The following is a 14821-nucleotide window of genomic DNA, read 5'->3' as shown; positions in this document are numbered from 1 at the left end:
TCGTCGCCGCGGACGCGCTGACGATGAAGGTCCGCGAGGGCGGCCGCGTCATCAACGCCGTGTGCCTGGTCGCCACGGGCGTCAACGGCGACGGCCACCGCGAAGTCCTCGGACTCCAGGTCGCCACCAGCGAAACGAAGTCCGCCTGGAACACCTTCCTCGCCGACCTCGTCGCCCGCGGCCTGGCCGGCGTCCGCCTCGTCACGTCCGACGCCCACGCCGGCCTCGTGGAGGCCATCGCGGCGAACCTGCCAGGAGCGGTATGGCAGCGCTGCCGCACCCACTACGCGGCGAACCTCATGGCCGTCACCCCGAAGGCCCTGTGGCCGGTCGTGAAGTCCATGCTGCACTCCGTGTACGACCAGCCCGACGCAGCATCCGTGCATGCCCAGTTCGACCGCCTCCTGGACTACACGAGCGACAAGCTGCCCGCCGTCGCCGACCACCTGGAAGCCGCCCGCGACGACCTCCTCGCGTTCACCACATTCCCCAAGGACGTGTGGACCCAGATCTGGTCCAACAACCCCGCCGAACGGCTGAACAAGGAGATCCGGCGTCGCACCGACGCGGTCGGGATCTTCCCCAACCGCGACGCCATCATCCGCCTCGTCGGCGCGGTCCTGGCCGAGCAGACCGACGAATGGGCCGAGGGACGGCGCTACCTCGGACTCGAGATCCTCGCCCGCTGCCGCCTCACCCCCGTGCCCAACACCGGCATCGAGGAGGTGACCGAGCCCTACGCGCTCACCGCCTGACGAAGGAAACCGCTACACCACTCCACGGGACTTGACCGCATACGCCGTCGGATACGCGACCCCTGATCGCACGGCAGCGTCGGCGATGCTGATCTCCTCGGACCCAAGCAGCACGGCAGACAGCAGCCTCGCCTGACCCTCCGAACGAAAGACCGGAGCGAGCACAGGCGCCTGAGTTCTCATATAACCGAGGTTAACTCTTGTTATTCCGACATACAAGGGATAGGCGGCACTCACCGCGGCGCGGGCACAGATGGCGAATGGCCATCAGCGCGGCCAGGATCGACGACATGTTGACAGCAACGTTGACACGATGTCGCCCAGAAACGAGAACGGCCGCTCCCCAGGTGAGTTATGCCTGGAGGAGCGGCCAAGTGCTGTCTCAACACTTCGTGGAGCTGAGGGGACTCGAACCCCTGACCCCCTGCATGCCATGCAGGTGCGCTACCAGCTGCGCCACAGCCCCAAGACCCGGAGGTCCTGCGCTCCGAAGAGCGGTGACCAGAATAGCCCAAGAACTCCGCCGGGTGTTAATCCGCCCCGAGGCCGTAGCGCGCAAGCGACCAGTGGCCGGGAGAGGACACCAGAACGTTCCAATGCGCGTGCGGGAGTTTGCCCAGCGCGGTGGAGTGCAGGTCCAGCCCCAGCAGCGCGAGCGACCCCAGCATGATCGCCGAGCCGTGACTGACCGCCACCACCACCTTCGCCCCGCTACACGCCTCGAGCAGCCCCTCGGCCACCCGCGCGGACACCTCCGCAGCGGTCCCCCACCCCTCGATGCGGGGATCCAGGCCACGGTGCCTGCGCTCGTACTCGAGTGGCCACCTCATCTTGATCTCGTCCCACGTGAGCCCCTCCCACTCGCCGTAGGAGCGCTGCGCGAGCCGGGCATCGGCCAGTGCGGGGACCCCCGTCACCGCGGACAGCTCCGCCGCCGTGTCCGCCGCACGCGCGAGGGGCGAGGTCACAATCCTGTCCGGAATGCCGTACTCCTCGAACAGCGCACGCGCCGCCGCAGCGGCCTGCTCGCGCCCGGGCGCGCCGAGCGGCACGTCGAGCGAGCCTTGCAGGCGTCCCTCGGCGTTGTACGCCGTGCGCCCGTGACGCAGCAATACCAGGACCGTCACCAGGACACCGCCACGGCCGGGGCGCCCACGTTGTGGCGCTCGAGCGACCACCCGCCCGCGGGCGAGGGCACCAGGCGCGACCAGGCGGCGTTCTCGAAGTGGCCCAGCGTGCGACCCGTGAGCGGCAGGCCCAGCAGGGACAGCAGCAGCATGCGCCCCGAGGACCCGTGCGCCACGAAGACCACGTCACCAGACACGCGCGACGTCCACTCGTGTGCGGCGGCGGTGGTGCGCGCCGCGACGGTAGCGTGCGACTCGTAGCCGTCGAAGTCGGGTTCGAAGCCGGCGCGCCACGCGGCATCGGCGTCGGGATACTGCTCGGCACGCTCGTGGGCGAGCAGCCCCTCCCACGGCCCGTACCGTCGCTCCCCCAGCCGCGCATCCTGGTGCAGCTCGCACTCACCGCCGCGCGCGATGATCCGCGCGGTCTCGATCGCGCGGCCCAGCGTCGAGGACACGATCACGGGTGTGCCCGAGAGCTCCGGCCACAGCGACGCGGCAGCGGCGCGTGCCTGCGCGCGGCCCGTGTCGTTGAGCTCGATGTCCGACGATCCCTGGAGCCGGCCCGCGAGGTTCCAGTCCGTCTGACCGTGACGGACCACGTACAGGCGGGTCACTGCGGCAGGTCAAGCTCGATGACCGGGCAGTCCTTCCACAGCCGCTCGAGCTCGTAGTACGCGCGCTCCTCGTCATGCATGACGTGGACGATGATGTCGTTGAAGTCCAGCAGCGCCCACCGCCCCTCGCGCACGCCCTCGCGGCGCAAGGCGTCGGAGCCGATCTCGCGCAGCGCGTCCTCGATCCCCTCGGCGATCGCGGCAACCTGGCGCTCGTTCGACGCCGATGCGATGACAAACGCATCGGCGAGCGGCAAGTGAGCGGACACGTCGAGCGCGACGATTCCCTCTGCCTTCTTGTCGTCGGCGGCCTTGGCCGCGGCGCGCACGAGTTCGAGCGCGCGATCAGTGGCGGTCATCCAGCATTCCCTGTGAGATGCCACACCAGGACGCCCAGCAGGAACGCGACCGCGCCGATCACGGCCAGGTGGGCCCACGCGAAGTGGTGCGCCCCCTCCTCGATCTCGGTGCTGACGGGCCGGCGGGTGATGTCGATTCCGCCGGTGGGCGGGAACGGGACGTCGGTGGGACTGGGGCCGTCTCCCACGTGCCCGGCGGGCGCGGTGCCCGCCGACGAGCTCGTGGACGCGTACCCGTGCATGATCTTGGTGAAGTCGGGGATGGGGATGTCCTGCGACGGCGTGTAGTCCGCCACCTCGCGCGGCTGCGCCTGCGTGAGCGGATGCGCGTCCCACACCGACGGAGCCGTGGCCTGGGCCGTCGCGGCGGGACGCAGCCCCGCGGGGACGATGCCCGCACCACCCGCGGGGGTGGTCGGCGAGGGGGCGCTGGCCGGGCTGGGGGACGATGCCGGGGTCGCGACGGACTCCGGCGACGGCGCGGATTCGGGCGAGGGCGCCGACCACGGCGAGTCGCTCACGGGGGCGGGGGCCGGTGCGGGCGCGAGGAAGGGCTCGGGCGCGGGCTCGGGAGCCGGCGCGGGTGCGGGCTCGGGAGCCGGCGCGGGTGCGGGCTCGGGAGCCGGCGCGGGCGGCGGCGTGACCGCGAACAAGGAGGGTCGCTCGACCGCGCCGAACAGCGACGGACGCTCCGGCGCCTGCGGCTCCTCGCGGGGAGCGCTCTCCGCCTCGGCGCGCGCGTACACCTCCGCGGGGTCGAGCACCTGGGTGGCCTCGTCGGAGGGCTGCGGACGCTCGTCGACCGAGGGCTCAGCGACGGGTGCGGGCTCCGGCTCGGCGATGGGCTCGGTGATGCGCTGGACCTGCTGCGTGCGGGTGATACCAGCCATCGCCTCGGCGGTCAGGCGACGGATCTCCGCGGCCGGGTCCTCAACCTCGGGCTCGGGCTCGTCCCCGCCCGCGGCGGGCATGCCACCCGGGGGCGTAATGGTCTCGCCACGCTCGAGGCGCTCCTGCAGGCGCCGTGCCTGGAGCGAGCCCGGCGGGAACAGGTGGCGGTACTCCTCGGGGATGCCGTCGATCGCCGACGCGGGCTCCGGCTCGGGCTCTGGCTCCGGCGCGACCTCAACGACGGGCTCGGGCTCCGGCGCGACCTCAACGACAGGCTCAGGCTCGGGCTCAGGCTCGGGCTCAAACTCGACCACCGGCTCCTGCTCAACGACCGGCTCGGGCTCCGCCTCAACCACGGGCTCGTCAACGCGGCGACGCTCGACCATCTCCTGCGCGGCCAACACGTCGGGAGTCATCGCGGGGATCTGCCCCGTCGCGATCATCTCCTCCTCGGGCGTCCACGTCTCGAGGGGTCGCGCGGCGCGCTCGAGCTCGCGACGCTGCTTGCGCGTGAGGGCCGTTCCGTCGGGATTCGTGAGGGGGCCCGGCACCACCGACTGGATCGGGATGGTCGGCTGGTCCTGGGCGGCCATCCTGGCCTCGACCTCGCGGCGCTCCCGGCGCGACAAAGGTCTGCCCTGGTCAGTCATCGATTCCTCCGTAGTAGAGCCCGTTCACAGCGATGTAGTCGGCCACGCAGCGGGGTACGAGGTAGCGGATTGGTCTCCCGGCCCTCACCCGGCGACGCACATCGGTCGAGGATATCGCCAGCGCGGGGACCTCCACCAGGATATGTGGCCTTTCCGTGTGAACTAACGAATGACCGGGCCGTGTCACTCCCACAAGTGTGGCGAGTTCGGCGATTCTGTCCGGTTCGCGCCACTCCTCGAAGCGATCGAGGGCGTCGGCGCCGGTGATGAAGAACAGCTCCGCATCGGGTCGCTGCTCGCGGAGGTCGCTCAGCGTGTCGACCGTGTAGGTGATGCCGCCGCGCTCGATGTCAACGGGAGAGACCGCAAACCGCTCGTCCTCCGCTGCCACGAGTTCGCACATCGCCAGCCGATGCTCGGGCGACGCGGCGTCGTACCCGAGCTTGAAGGGCTGTGAGTAGGCGGGAGTGAGCAGGATCTGGTCGAGACCCAACTCCGCGCAGACTTCCGACGCGACGGCGAGGTGACCCGTGTGAATCGGGTCAAAAGTGCCCCCCAGCACTCCTACGCGCGCGACGGGCGAGTCCACGTCAGTGACGCGTGCCGACGCTCCGGAACGCGAACGTCACGAACAGCAAAGCCATCAGCCCCGTGAAGGCCAACAGCCCGAACGCGGGGGCGGGGATGGGAAGCTCGGTGACGACGTGCGTGGTGTTCTCGACGGCCTCGGTGAACATGGGGACTCCTCTCGTCTCCCGCGATTATGGCACTAGGCGGGCGCGGAACGATGCACGGGCTGGTTCAGCCCCGGATGTGGCCGTCCCCGTAGGCGACCCACGTCGTCGTCGTGAGCTCGCCCAGGCCCATGGGTCCGCGCGCGTGGAGCTTCTGCGTCGAGATGCCGATCTCCGCGCCCAGCCCGAACTCGCCGCCATCCGTGAAGCGCGTCGACGCGTTGACCATGACGGCCGCGGAGTCGATGTGCGCGACGAAGTGGTTCGCGGCGTCGATGTCGTTGGTGACAATCGCCTCGGTGTGGCCGGTGGAGTAGCGCGCGATGTGCTGGATGGCCTCGTCGATGCTGTCGACCATCCTGATCGCGAGGTCCATCGACAGGTACTCCGTGGCCCAGTCCTCTTCGGTCGCGGGGACCGTGGGGACCGCCGGCGGGGCGAGGTCGGCGATCGCGTCGTCGACGTGGAGCGTCACGCCCGCCTCGTGAAGCGCGGTGAGGATCTGCGGCATCTTGTCCTCCGCGTCGCGGTGGACCAGCAGCGTCTCCGCCGCATTGCACACGCCCACGCGGTGGGTCTTGGAGTTCAGCACGATCGCCATCGCGCGGTCGAGCGGCGCCGAGGCATCGAGGTAGACGTGGCAGTTGCCCTCGCCCGTCTCGATCGCGGGCACCGTCGAGTCACGCACCACGGTCTGGATGAGGTCACGTCCGCCGCGCGGGACCAGCACGTCGACCAGCCCACGCGCGTTCATCAGCACGCGCGCCCCGGGCCGGCCGTACGCATCGATCGACTGCACCGCGTCCTTGGGCAGGCCCACCGACTCAAGCGCCTCTTGGAGCACCGCCACGATCACCTCGTTCGAGCTCGCTGCCGCGGAACCGCCGCGCAGCACGGCCGCGTTGCCCGACTTGAGCGCGAGCCCGGCCGCATCGACCGTCACGTTCGGCCGCGCCTCATAGATCATGCCCACCACACCCATCGGCACGGCCTTCTGGACCAGCCGAATGCCGTTGGCCAACGTCGATCCGCGGCGGATCTCCCCCACCGGGTCGGGCAGCGTCGCCACGTAGCGCAGCGCGTCCGCGATAGCAGCGATGCGCTGCTCGGTGAGCTCGAGGCGGTCGAGGAGCCCGGGCGACATGTCGTTCGCGCGCCCACGCTCGAGATCGACGGCATTGGCCTCGACGATGCGCGCCGCGTTCGCGACGAGCGCGTCCGCCATCGCGTACAGCGCGTCGTTCTTGGTGGTGGTGGTCGCGGTCGCGAGCGCGCGCGACGCGAGCTTGGCGCGGCGGCAGGCCTCGAGGACGGCGGACTCGACGTCGGTGGGAATCGCGGTCTCGGTCATGGCACCCGAGTCTAGGTGCCACAAGGGTGCCTGCCCAGGGCAAGGTGGCACCCTTCGCGCCCCACCCCGCGCCCACCTGCGGCTCCGCCACACCGCGCCCACCTGCGGCTCCGCCACACAGCGAGGCCCGACATCGTCCCCTCAGACCCTTCACGAGCGCGACACGCCGCCGACACGCCGATGCGTGTGTGGCGGAGTCGCGAAAGCGTGTGGCGGAGCCGCAGGGGGCGGGGGCCAGGGGCGGAGCCGCGGGGGGCGGGGGCCAGGGGCGGAGCCGCAGGGGGCGGGGGCCAGGGGCGGAGCCGCAGGGGGCGGGGGCGGGGGCCGGGGGGCGGCGGCGGATGAAGCTAGAGCACCACGAGGTGGTCGATGTGGATGAGTTCGCGCGCGTAGGCCTCGCCCAGCACCTCTCCCAGTGCCTCGGTGCTCAGGCCCTTCATGCGGTCGGCCTCCTCGGAGGAGAAGCCGGCGAATCCGCGCGCCACCAGATGACCGTCGCGTGAGACCAGGTCCACCGGCTCGCCCGCCTCGAAGTCGCCACGGATCTCAACCACGCCCGCCGCGAGCAGCGACGCCTGGCGTCCGCGCAGCGCCCGCACGGCGCCGTCGTCGAGCACGATTCCGCCGCGAGTCTTGGCCGCGTCTGCGAGCCACTGCAAGCGGGTGGTCTCGGGCTTGCCCGTCGGCAGGAACACGGTGCCCACGTCCTCACCGGCGAGGGCGCGCGCGGCATCGTCCGCCGCCGCAAGCACGGCCGTCACTCCCGAGTTGGTCGCGAGCGACGCGGCCTCGATCTTGGTGATCATGCCGCCCGTGCCCACCGCCGAGCCACGCCGGGAGATGTCGATGCCGTGCAGGTCGCGCGCGCCGTGCACCTCCGCGATGCGCCGCGCGCCCGGAGAATCGGGAGCCGCGGTGTACAGCGCGTCGACGTCGGTGAGCAGCACGAGGGCGTCCGCGCGCACGGCGGTCGCAACCAGCGCGGCCAGGCGGTCGTTGTCGCCAAAGCGAATCTCGTCGGTCGCCACCGTGTCGTTCTCATTGATGATGGGCACCACGCCGAGCGACAGCAGCGAGTCGAGCGCACGGCGCGCGTTGCCGTAGTGCGCCCGCCGGACCATATCGTCGGCGGTGAGCAGGACCTGGCCCACCGTGAGGCCGTAGCGCGCGAACGCGACGGTGTAGGCGTGGATGAGCTTGCCCTGTCCGACCGATGCGGCGGCCTGCTGGAGTTCAAGGTTGGTGGGACGCGCGGCGAGGCCAAGCGGGCCGATGCCGGCGGCGATGGATCCCGACGTCACCAGCAGCACCTCGCGGCCGTCGCGTCGCGCCTGGCCGAGCACGTCGACCAACGCGCCCAGGCGGGCCTCGTCGAGGGTGCCGTCGGGTCGCGTCAGGGACGAGGACCCGACCTTGACGACGATTCGACGTGACTGCGCCACGCGTGCGCGCGCCTCGCTCACCCTGACTCCCCTCGGACGTGCCCTACGGATCTGGGAGAAGGCTACTCGGCGTCGTCGGCCGGGTCCGTCCACTGACCGGCATCGCGCTCGGTCCACAGCTCCTCGCGGGCCGCGGCGCGCGCGTCCATGCGCTCCTTGAACTCCTGCCGCTTCTCCGCACGCGTCGCGCGGTGCTGGCGCTCGTGCTGCTCGATGCGGAGGTCGGAACCGCGCTGGCCCAGCAGCTCGGCGCCGGCCATCATGGTGGGCTCCCAGTCGAAGATGATGCCGCCCTGGCGCGGGCCGATGACGACCTCGCAACCGGGGGTCGCGCCTGCCTTGAACAGAGCGTTCTCGACGCCCGCCTTCGCGAGCCGATCCGCGAGATAGCCCACGGCCTCGTCGTTCGCGAAGTTGGTCTGGCGCACCCACCGCTCGACCTTGACGCCGCGCACCTGGTAGTAGTCCTCGACGCCGTCGCGCACGTGTGTGACGGTGAAGCCCGAGTCGTCGACCGCCTTGGGGCGGATGACGACGGGCGCCGGCTCGAGGACCGGCGCCTTCGCGCGCTCGTCGGCGACCATGCGGGCGAGCGCGAACCCCAGCTCCTTGAGTCCCTCGTGGCTCACGGCACTGACCTCGAAGATGGGCATGCCCCGCTCCTCGAGCTCGGGGCGCACGATCGCGGCAAGGTCACGGCCGTCGGGGACGTCGATCTTGTTGAGGATCACGATCTGCGGGCGCTCGGCGAGCGGCACGCCACTGATGGCCTCGTCACCCGAGTACGCGCGCAGCTCGCCCGAGATGATGTCGAGGTCGCGCAGCGGGTCGCGGTCCGTCTCGAGGGTCGCGGTGTCGAGCACGTGCGCGATCACCGAGCAGCGCTCGATGTGGCGCAGGAAGTCGTGTCCCAGTCCCTTGCCCTCCGAGGCGCCCTCGATGAGTCCGGGAACGTCGGCGACCGTGAAGCGGGTGCCGCCGGCCTCGACGACTCCCAGGTTGGGCACGAGCGTGGTGAAGGGATAGTCCGCGATCTTGGGGCGGACCTTGCTCATCGCGGCGATCAGCGAAGACTTGCCCGCGCTCGGGAAGCCCACGAGCGCGACATCGGCGATCGACTTGAGCTCGAGGATGACCGAGGCCTCCTCGCCCGGCTCGCCCAGGAGCGCGAAGCCGGGAGCCTTGCGCTTGACCGTGGCGAGGGCGGCATTACCCAGTCCCCCGCGGCCGCCCTCGGCGATCACGTACTCGGCGCCCTCTCCCACGAGGTCGGCGAGCACCTCGCCGTCGCGCGTCTTGACGATCGTGCCGTTGGGCACGCCCAGGCGCAGGTCGGGCGCGTTGGCGCCGTGACGCATGTCGCCTGCTCCCTGCTTGCCGTTCTCCGCGGTGCGGTGCGGGGAGTGGTGGTAGTCGAGCAGCGTGGTGACCTGGGCGGAGACCACGAGGATCACGGACCCGCCGCGACCACCGTTGCCGCCGTCGGGTCCGCCGAGCGGCTTGAACTTCTCGCGGTGCACGGAGGCGACGCCGTGGCCGCCGTTGCCCGCCGTGACGTGAAGCGTCACGCGGTCCACGAACGATGCCATGGTTCCTCCTGTGGGGACTGTCTCAGCCTAGAGACGCGTCAGGGGCGCTGCCTCACGGCGCGCCCCTGACTGACGTATGGGTGTCGAGTGCTTACGCCTCGACGATGTCGACGACCTTGCGGCCGCGACGCTGACCGAACTGGACCGAGCCGGCTGCGAGGGCGAACAGGGTGTCGTCCTTGCCGCGGCCCACGTTGTTGCCCGGGTGGAAGTGGGTGCCGCGCTGGCGAACGATGATCTCGCCGGCGTTGACGACCTGACCACCGAAGCGCTTGACGCCCAGGTACTGGGGGTTCGAATCGCGACCGTTGCGCGAGGAGCTCGCGCCCTTCTTGTGTGCCATGAGTGTCTCCTCGCTTACTTGATACCGGTGACCTTGAGGCGCGTCAGGTCCTGACGGTGCCCCAGGCGCTTGCGGTAGCCGGTCTTGTTCTTGAACTTGAGGATGGTGATCTTCGGGCCGCGCTCGTCGCGCACGACCTCGGCGGTCACCTTGACCTTGGACAGGGCCTTGGCGTCGGAGGTGACCTTGTCACCGTCGACCAGCAGCACCGGGGCAAGCTCGACAGTCGCGCCGGCAGCCGCCTTCAGGCGGTCCACCACGACGATGTCGCCCACGGAGACCTTCTCCTGGCGGCCACCAGCCTTCACAATCGCGTACACCATGATCTCTTCCTCATGAAACTCGTTGGTCGACCCCGATGGGGGTCAGATTCCTGCCGCAGCCGCTCCCGATGAGGGCGCAGGCAGGGCTTCAGCGCGTGGCGCGCCGACGTACAAATGTACCCGCTGGGCACCGCCCGGGTCAAACCCGGCGCGTCGCCCTTAGAGCACTACTGCTGCTCGGACTCCTCCGCTGCGGGAGCGTCCTCGGTGACCACGGCATCGTCCGATCCCTGGGCCGCCTCGGCGGCGGGCTCGGGCAGCACCACTGGCACCTCGATCACGGTCTCGGCGTCCGCCGCGTCCGTCACGACGTCATCGTGGTGGTGCGCCTTCTCGGCGGCCGCGGCGATCGACGCGAGCGTCGCCTTCACGGCGGCACGCGCCTCCTCACGGTCGTCGAGCGCGTGCGTCTCGACCTGCGCCGCGGCGTGCGCGTGCTGGTCCTTCTCAGACTGCTTGGGCTGCGACTGCTGGCCGCCCTGCTTCTGCTGTCCCGACTGTCCGCCCTGACCCGACGAGGAGCCCTGGTTCGACTGTCCGCCGCGCGAGCCGCGTGTGCGGCGCGCCTCGGGCTGCTTCTCGCTGGCCTCGGCCACGGGCTCGCCGTGGACCAGGAAGCCGCGACCCTTGCAGTGCTCGCAGGTCTCGGAGAACGCCTCGACGAGTCCCTGACCCACGCGCTTGCGGGTCATCTGGACCAGGCCAAGCGAGGTGACCTCGGCCACCTGGTGCTTGGTGCGGTCGCGCCCCAGGCACTCGATGAGTCGGCGCAGCACGCGGTCGCGGTTGGCCTCGAGCAGCATGTCGACGAAGTCGATGACGATGATGCCGCCGATGTCGCGCAGGCGCAGCTGGCGCACGATCTCCTCGGCAGCCTCGAGGTTGTTGAGCGTCATCGTCTCTTCGAGGGTGCCGCCCTTGCCCACGAACTTGCCGGTGTTGACGTCGATGACCGTCATGGCCTCGGTGCGGTCGATCACGAGCGAGCCGCCCGAGGGCAGCCACACCTTGCGGTCCATGCCCTTCGCGAGCTGCTCGTCGATGCGGGACTCCGCGAACACGTCGCGGTCCCCCACGAACTTGTGCAGGCGCGGCATGAGGTCGGGGGCGACCTGACCCACGTACATCGACAGCGAGTTCCACGTGTCGTCGCCCTGGATGGTGAGCGAGTCGAAGTCCTCGTTGAAGATGTCGCGCACGACGCGGATCGCCATGTCGGGCTCTCCACGCAGGAGCTTGGGGGCCTTGGAACCGCCCTTCGACTCGTCGAGGATGGTCTGCCACTGACGCTTGAGACGCTCGACGTCCGCGCGCAGCTCCTCCTCGGACGCGCCCTCGGCCGCCGTGCGCACGATCACGCCGGCGTCGGCCGGAATCACCTCGCGCAGCAGCTTCTTGAGGCGGTTGCGCTCGGTGTCGGGGAGCTTGCGGCTGATGCCGGTCACGCCGCCCGCGGGCACGTAGACCAGGAAGCGGCCGGCGAGGGAGATCTGCGACGTGACGCGCGCACCCTTGTGGCCAATCGGGTCCTTGGTGACCTGCACCATGACCGTGTCGCCCGGCTTGAGCGCGAGCTCGATGCGCTTGGCCTTGCCCTCAAGCCCCGCGGCGTCCCAGTTGACCTCGCCCGCGTACAGGACCGCGTTGCGTCCGCGGCCGATGTCGACGAACGCCGCCTCCATGCCGGGCAGCACGTTCTGCACGCGTCCCAGGTAGACGTTGCCTGCCATCGACTGCTGGGCCTGGTGCGACACGTAGTGCTCGACCAGGACGTCGTCCTCGAGCACCGCGATCTGCACGCGGCCGTCCTTCTCACGCACCACCATCGAGCGCTTGACGGACTCGCGGCGGGCGAGGAACTCGGCCTCTGAGATCACCGGGCGGCGGCGCTGGCCGTCGCGGCTGTCGCGGCGGCGCTGACGCTTGGCCTGCAGGCGGGTCGAGCCCTGCAGCTGGTCGTCGGATCCGCTCGAGCCGCCAGACGTCGAGGCGCCGGAGGACGAGCGCGATCCGCGGCTGCGGCGGCGCCTGCGGCGCGAACCGCCCTCGCCGTCACCGTCGCCGGAGTCACCCTCGTTGTCCCCGTCGGAGTCGGCGGAGTCGTCCGCCTGGTCATCCTGAGAGCCGGAGTCGCGCGAGGACGATGCCTCGGTGGGCTCGTCCTGGCCGTCGCCCTCGCCGTCGCTCGGGCGCTTCTTGCCGCGACCGCGGCCGCCCCTGCGACGGCGGCGGCGCGGGCCGCCGTCCTCGTCGATGTCGCCGTCGTCGTCGGACGCGGCGGAGTCCTGGTCGCCCTCGGCCTGCGGCGCGGGGGCGGCCTCGGCATCGGCGGTCTCGTCGGTGTCGACGGCGGCCTTGCGGCGGCGCGACGGACGCTTCTTGGCCGGAGCCGCGGCGGAGCCGTCGGCCCCGTCCTCGCCCTGCTCGGGCGCGACCTCGGCGGCCGCGGCATCGTCCGCCTCAACCTTCTTCTTCTTGCTCGTGGCGCGCTTGCGCTTGGGAGCGGCCGGCTCGTCACCCGCGGTGCGGTCCGCGGCGGGCGGCGGCGGGGCGAACGGGCTCGCCTGCGGCGCTGCCGTCACCGGCGGCGTCACCGCGGCCGGGGGTCCGGCGGGGGCCGAGGCCCTGCGCGAACGCGTGGGAACCGGCGCCTGGAAGATCGGCGCGGCGACGGGGCTGTCCTGGGTGGTGTTTTCCTCGCTCAAAGCGGGTACCTCGATTCGGGACCGCCCACACGCGGTCCCGACCTCATCGTCGTTCGCGATTCACTGGTCGTGATCGCGGAAGTCTGCTGGTCGCGGCGGACAGCGGCGTTCTCAAGCGCCCATCCCCGTTTTCTCCGTTGACGGGCCGTAGCCCACGGGATCGGGCGGGACTGGCAGCTATGTCTCTGCTGCGTCTGTCGCGCGGTGGGCACCCGGTGTGGCTGGGTGCCTGACCTACGGGACATTGTGTCACAGGCATGCCCGAAAGCGGGAAGCGGCGCGCTCGTGCCACGACTTCTCGCATACCCCGCCCTGCATCGGCCCTCTACCTGGGACGATGCCATTCCCCCAGGTCCGATGCCGTTTCGTGACCGCGACCGGGACCAACGTCCCGGTGCGTGAATCGCTCGGGCCAAGTAGTTTTCACCCTAGGAAATCTAGGAGGTCCCCACCCCATGGAAGCTCTCGAGCTCGCGCGATGGCAGTTCGGCATCACGACCGTCTACCACTTCGTGCTCGTGCCCCTCACAATCGGGCTGTCCCTGCTGGTTGCCATCATGCAGACCGCATGGGTGCGCACCGGCAACGAGAAGTGGCTGCGCCTCACCAAGTTCTACGGCAAGCTCCTGCTCATCAACTTCGCGCTCGGCGTCGCGACCGGAATCGTGCAGGAGTTCCAGTTCGGCATGAACTGGTCCGAGTACTCGCGGTTCGTCGGCGACGTGTTCGGCGCGCCGCTCGCGATGGAGGCACTCCTCGCGTTCTTCCTGGAGTCCACGTTCCTGGGGCTGTGGATCTTCGGCTGGGACCGGCTTCCCAAGAAGGTCCACCTCATGACGGTGTGGGCCTTCTCGATCGGCTCGTTCCTGTCCGCGTACTTCATCATCGCGGCGAACTCGTGGATGCAGCACCCGGTGGGGGCCGAGTTCAACCCCGAGACCGGCCGCGCCGAGATGAACGACATCTTCGCGGTGCTCACCAATAACACCACCTTGGTGGCCTTCCCCCACGTGATCGCGACCGCGTTCCTGGTCGCGGGCACGTTCGTGTCCGGCATCGCCGTCTACTGGATGGTGCGCCACCACCGCGCCGACAAGAATCACGCCGACCTGCCGATGTACCGCACCGCCGCCAGGTTCGGCGCGGTCGTGATGATCATCGCCGGGCTCGGCGTGATCATCACCGGGGACATCCAGGCCAAGCTCATGTTCGAGCAGCAGCCCATCAAGATGGCGGCCGCCGAGGGGCTGGTGGAGACGGCCCAGCCGGCGCCGTTCTCGCTGCTGAGCGTCGGCAACCTCGCGGGCGACGACCCGGACTCGGTGCGCCACCTCATCGAGATTCCCGGCTTCCTGTCCTTCATGGCGACCGGCGACTGGAACGCCGAGGTCAAGGGCCTCAACGAGCTCCAGGAGATCTACGCAGAGCGCTACGGCGCGACCCTCGAGGACGGCACGGAGATCGAGTACCGCCCCAACCTCGCGGTCACGTACTGGTCCTTCCGCCTCATGATCGGCCTCGCGGTGTTCTCCGCGGCGCTCGCGCTGGGCGTCCTGTGGTTCACGCGCAAGAAGCGGGTGGACATGCCCGGTTGGATGCGCACGCTCGCGCTCGTGTCCCTGCCCATGCCGTTCCTCGCGGCCAGCTTCGGGTGGATCTTCACGGAGATGGGCCGCCAGCCCTTCGTGGTGGCACCCAACCCCACGGGCTCCGACCAGATCATGCTCATGACAATGTTCGGCTACTCGACCTCCGTCAGCGCGGGTGAGGTGCTCACCTCGATGATCAGCTTCACGGTGGTCTACGCCATCCTGGGCGTCTTCTGGTTCCGTCTCATCCAGCGCTATGCGGTCGAGGGTGCGCCGCAGGTGGAAGAGCCCCAAGTCCGGTCCGACGACGACTCGGCCAAGCCGCTGTCGTTCGCGTACTAAGGAG

At 70.2% G+C, this 14821-nt stretch carries 15 protein-coding genes and 1 tRNA gene; 2 read left to right on the top strand and 14 right to left on the bottom strand.

The features are described 5' to 3' along the window. The coding region (locus tag ABEA62_RS11365; protein WP_345380186.1) for an IS256 family transposase at window positions 1-755 on the top strand (755 nt) is incomplete at its 5' end. Between the two features lie 12 nt (window positions 756-767). On the opposite strand, the gene ABEA62_RS11360 is transcribed toward ABEA62_RS11365, so the two are convergent. The 14 genes from ABEA62_RS11360 to ABEA62_RS11295 form a co-directional block, all read right to left on the bottom strand. After that, entirely contained in the window at window positions 768-938 is a 171-nt protein-coding gene (locus ABEA62_RS11360; protein ID WP_286215530.1) for a hypothetical protein, read from the bottom strand. Between the two features lie 210 nt (window positions 939-1148). Then, a tRNA-Ala gene (locus ABEA62_RS11355) sits at window positions 1149-1221 on the bottom strand. Between the two features lie 64 nt (window positions 1222-1285). Further along, window positions 1286-1882, bottom strand: coding sequence for a histidine phosphatase family protein (locus ABEA62_RS11350; protein ID WP_286215529.1), 597 nt, complete (start codon window positions 1880-1882; stop codon window positions 1286-1288). Next, complete coding sequence (locus ABEA62_RS11345) at window positions 1879-2499, bottom strand: histidine phosphatase family protein (RefSeq protein ID WP_286215528.1); 621 nt, start codon at window positions 2497-2499, stop codon at window positions 1879-1881. The genes ABEA62_RS11350 and ABEA62_RS11345 overlap by 4 nt, the downstream gene beginning before the upstream one ends. Further along, window positions 2496-2858, bottom strand: coding sequence for a ribosome silencing factor (gene rsfS, locus ABEA62_RS11340; protein ID WP_286215527.1), 363 nt, complete (start codon window positions 2856-2858; stop codon window positions 2496-2498). The genes ABEA62_RS11345 and rsfS overlap by 4 nt, the downstream gene beginning before the upstream one ends. Continuing rightward, entirely contained in the window at window positions 2855-4399 is a 1545-nt protein-coding gene (locus tag ABEA62_RS11335) for a hypothetical protein (protein WP_286215526.1), read from the bottom strand. Before ABEA62_RS11335 ends, rsfS begins: the two co-directional genes overlap by 4 nt. Next, window positions 4392-4988, bottom strand: a complete 597-nt coding sequence (gene nadD / locus ABEA62_RS11330; RefSeq protein WP_286215524.1) for a nicotinate-nucleotide adenylyltransferase — start codon at window positions 4986-4988, stop codon at window positions 4392-4394. The genes ABEA62_RS11335 and nadD overlap by 8 nt, the downstream gene beginning before the upstream one ends. A 1-nt stretch (window position 4989) precedes the next feature. Continuing rightward, window positions 4990-5136: a hypothetical protein gene (locus ABEA62_RS11325; protein WP_286215523.1), complete on the bottom strand. Its 147-nt coding sequence runs from the start codon at window positions 5134-5136 to the stop codon at window positions 4990-4992. A 64-nt stretch (window positions 5137-5200) separates the two neighbouring features. Beyond that, window positions 5201-6484, bottom strand: coding sequence for a glutamate-5-semialdehyde dehydrogenase (locus tag ABEA62_RS11320; RefSeq protein WP_286215522.1), 1284 nt, complete (start codon window positions 6482-6484; stop codon window positions 5201-5203). 347 nt (window positions 6485-6831) lie between these two features. Beyond that, window positions 6832-7947 (bottom strand): glutamate 5-kinase, encoded by a 1116-nt coding sequence (proB, locus tag ABEA62_RS11315; protein ID WP_286215519.1) that lies wholly within the window; start codon window positions 7945-7947, stop codon window positions 6832-6834. A 41-nt stretch (window positions 7948-7988) separates the two neighbouring features. Continuing rightward, the gene (gene obgE, locus ABEA62_RS11310; RefSeq protein ID WP_286215518.1) at window positions 7989-9515 is read right to left on the bottom strand and encodes a GTPase ObgE; all 1527 of its coding nucleotides are present in this window, start codon (window positions 9513-9515) and stop codon (window positions 7989-7991) included. A gap of 91 nt (window positions 9516-9606) precedes the next feature. Next, a complete protein-coding gene (rpmA, locus tag ABEA62_RS11305) occupies window positions 9607-9858 on the bottom strand; it encodes a 50S ribosomal protein L27 (RefSeq protein ID WP_286215517.1) in 252 nt (83 codons plus the stop codon). 14 nt (window positions 9859-9872) lie between these two features. Continuing rightward, window positions 9873-10181: a 50S ribosomal protein L21 gene (gene rplU / locus ABEA62_RS11300; protein WP_286215516.1), complete on the bottom strand. Its 309-nt coding sequence runs from the start codon at window positions 10179-10181 to the stop codon at window positions 9873-9875. A 167-nt stretch (window positions 10182-10348) separates the two neighbouring features. Continuing rightward, window positions 10349-12886 (bottom strand): Rne/Rng family ribonuclease, encoded by a 2538-nt coding sequence (locus ABEA62_RS11295; protein ID WP_345380177.1) that lies wholly within the window; start codon window positions 12884-12886, stop codon window positions 10349-10351. 455 nt (window positions 12887-13341) lie between these two features. On the opposite strand from ABEA62_RS11295, the gene ABEA62_RS11290 reads away from it, so the two are divergent. Next, window positions 13342-14817 (top strand): cytochrome ubiquinol oxidase subunit I, encoded by a 1476-nt coding sequence (locus ABEA62_RS11290; RefSeq protein ID WP_286215515.1) that lies wholly within the window; start codon window positions 13342-13344, stop codon window positions 14815-14817. The last annotated feature ends 4 nt before the right edge of the window (window positions 14818-14821 follow it).

The sequence above is a fragment of the Demequina sediminis genome, assembly GCF_039545075.1.
Lineage (GTDB): Bacteria > Actinomycetota > Actinomycetes > Actinomycetales > Demequinaceae > Demequina > Demequina sediminis.
The sequence above is the reverse complement of the archived record's forward strand: the minus strand, read 5'-3'. Positions and strand labels throughout refer to the sequence as shown.

Excerpts from the sequence above, each read along its gene's own strand:
- obgE (WP_286215518.1), bottom strand. The coding sequence starts at position 9,515 with ATGGCATCGTTCGTGGACCGCGTGACGCTTCACGTCACGGCGGGCAAC.
- ABEA62_RS11290 (WP_286215515.1), top strand. The coding sequence starts at position 13,342 with ATGGAAGCTCTCGAGCTCGCGCGATGGCAGTTCGGCATCACGACCGTC.
- ABEA62_RS11325 (WP_286215523.1), bottom strand. The coding sequence starts at position 5,136 with ATGTTCACCGAGGCCGTCGAGAACACCACGCACGTCGTCACCGAGCTT.
- ABEA62_RS11320 (WP_286215522.1), bottom strand. The coding sequence starts at position 6,484 with ATGACCGAGACCGCGATTCCCACCGACGTCGAGTCCGCCGTCCTCGAG.
- ABEA62_RS11335 (WP_286215526.1), bottom strand. The coding sequence starts at position 4,399 with ATGACTGACCAGGGCAGACCTTTGTCGCGCCGGGAGCGCCGCGAGGTC.
- ABEA62_RS11360 (WP_286215530.1), bottom strand. The coding sequence starts at position 938 with ATGAGAACTCAGGCGCCTGTGCTCGCTCCGGTCTTTCGTTCGGAGGGT.
- rsfS (WP_286215527.1), bottom strand. The coding sequence starts at position 2,858 with ATGACCGCCACTGATCGCGCGCTCGAACTCGTGCGCGCCGCGGCCAAG.
- rplU (WP_286215516.1), bottom strand. The coding sequence starts at position 10,181 with ATGGTGTACGCGATTGTGAAGGCTGGTGGCCGCCAGGAGAAGGTCTCC.
- rpmA (WP_286215517.1), bottom strand. The coding sequence starts at position 9,858 with ATGGCACACAAGAAGGGCGCGAGCTCCTCGCGCAACGGTCGCGATTCG.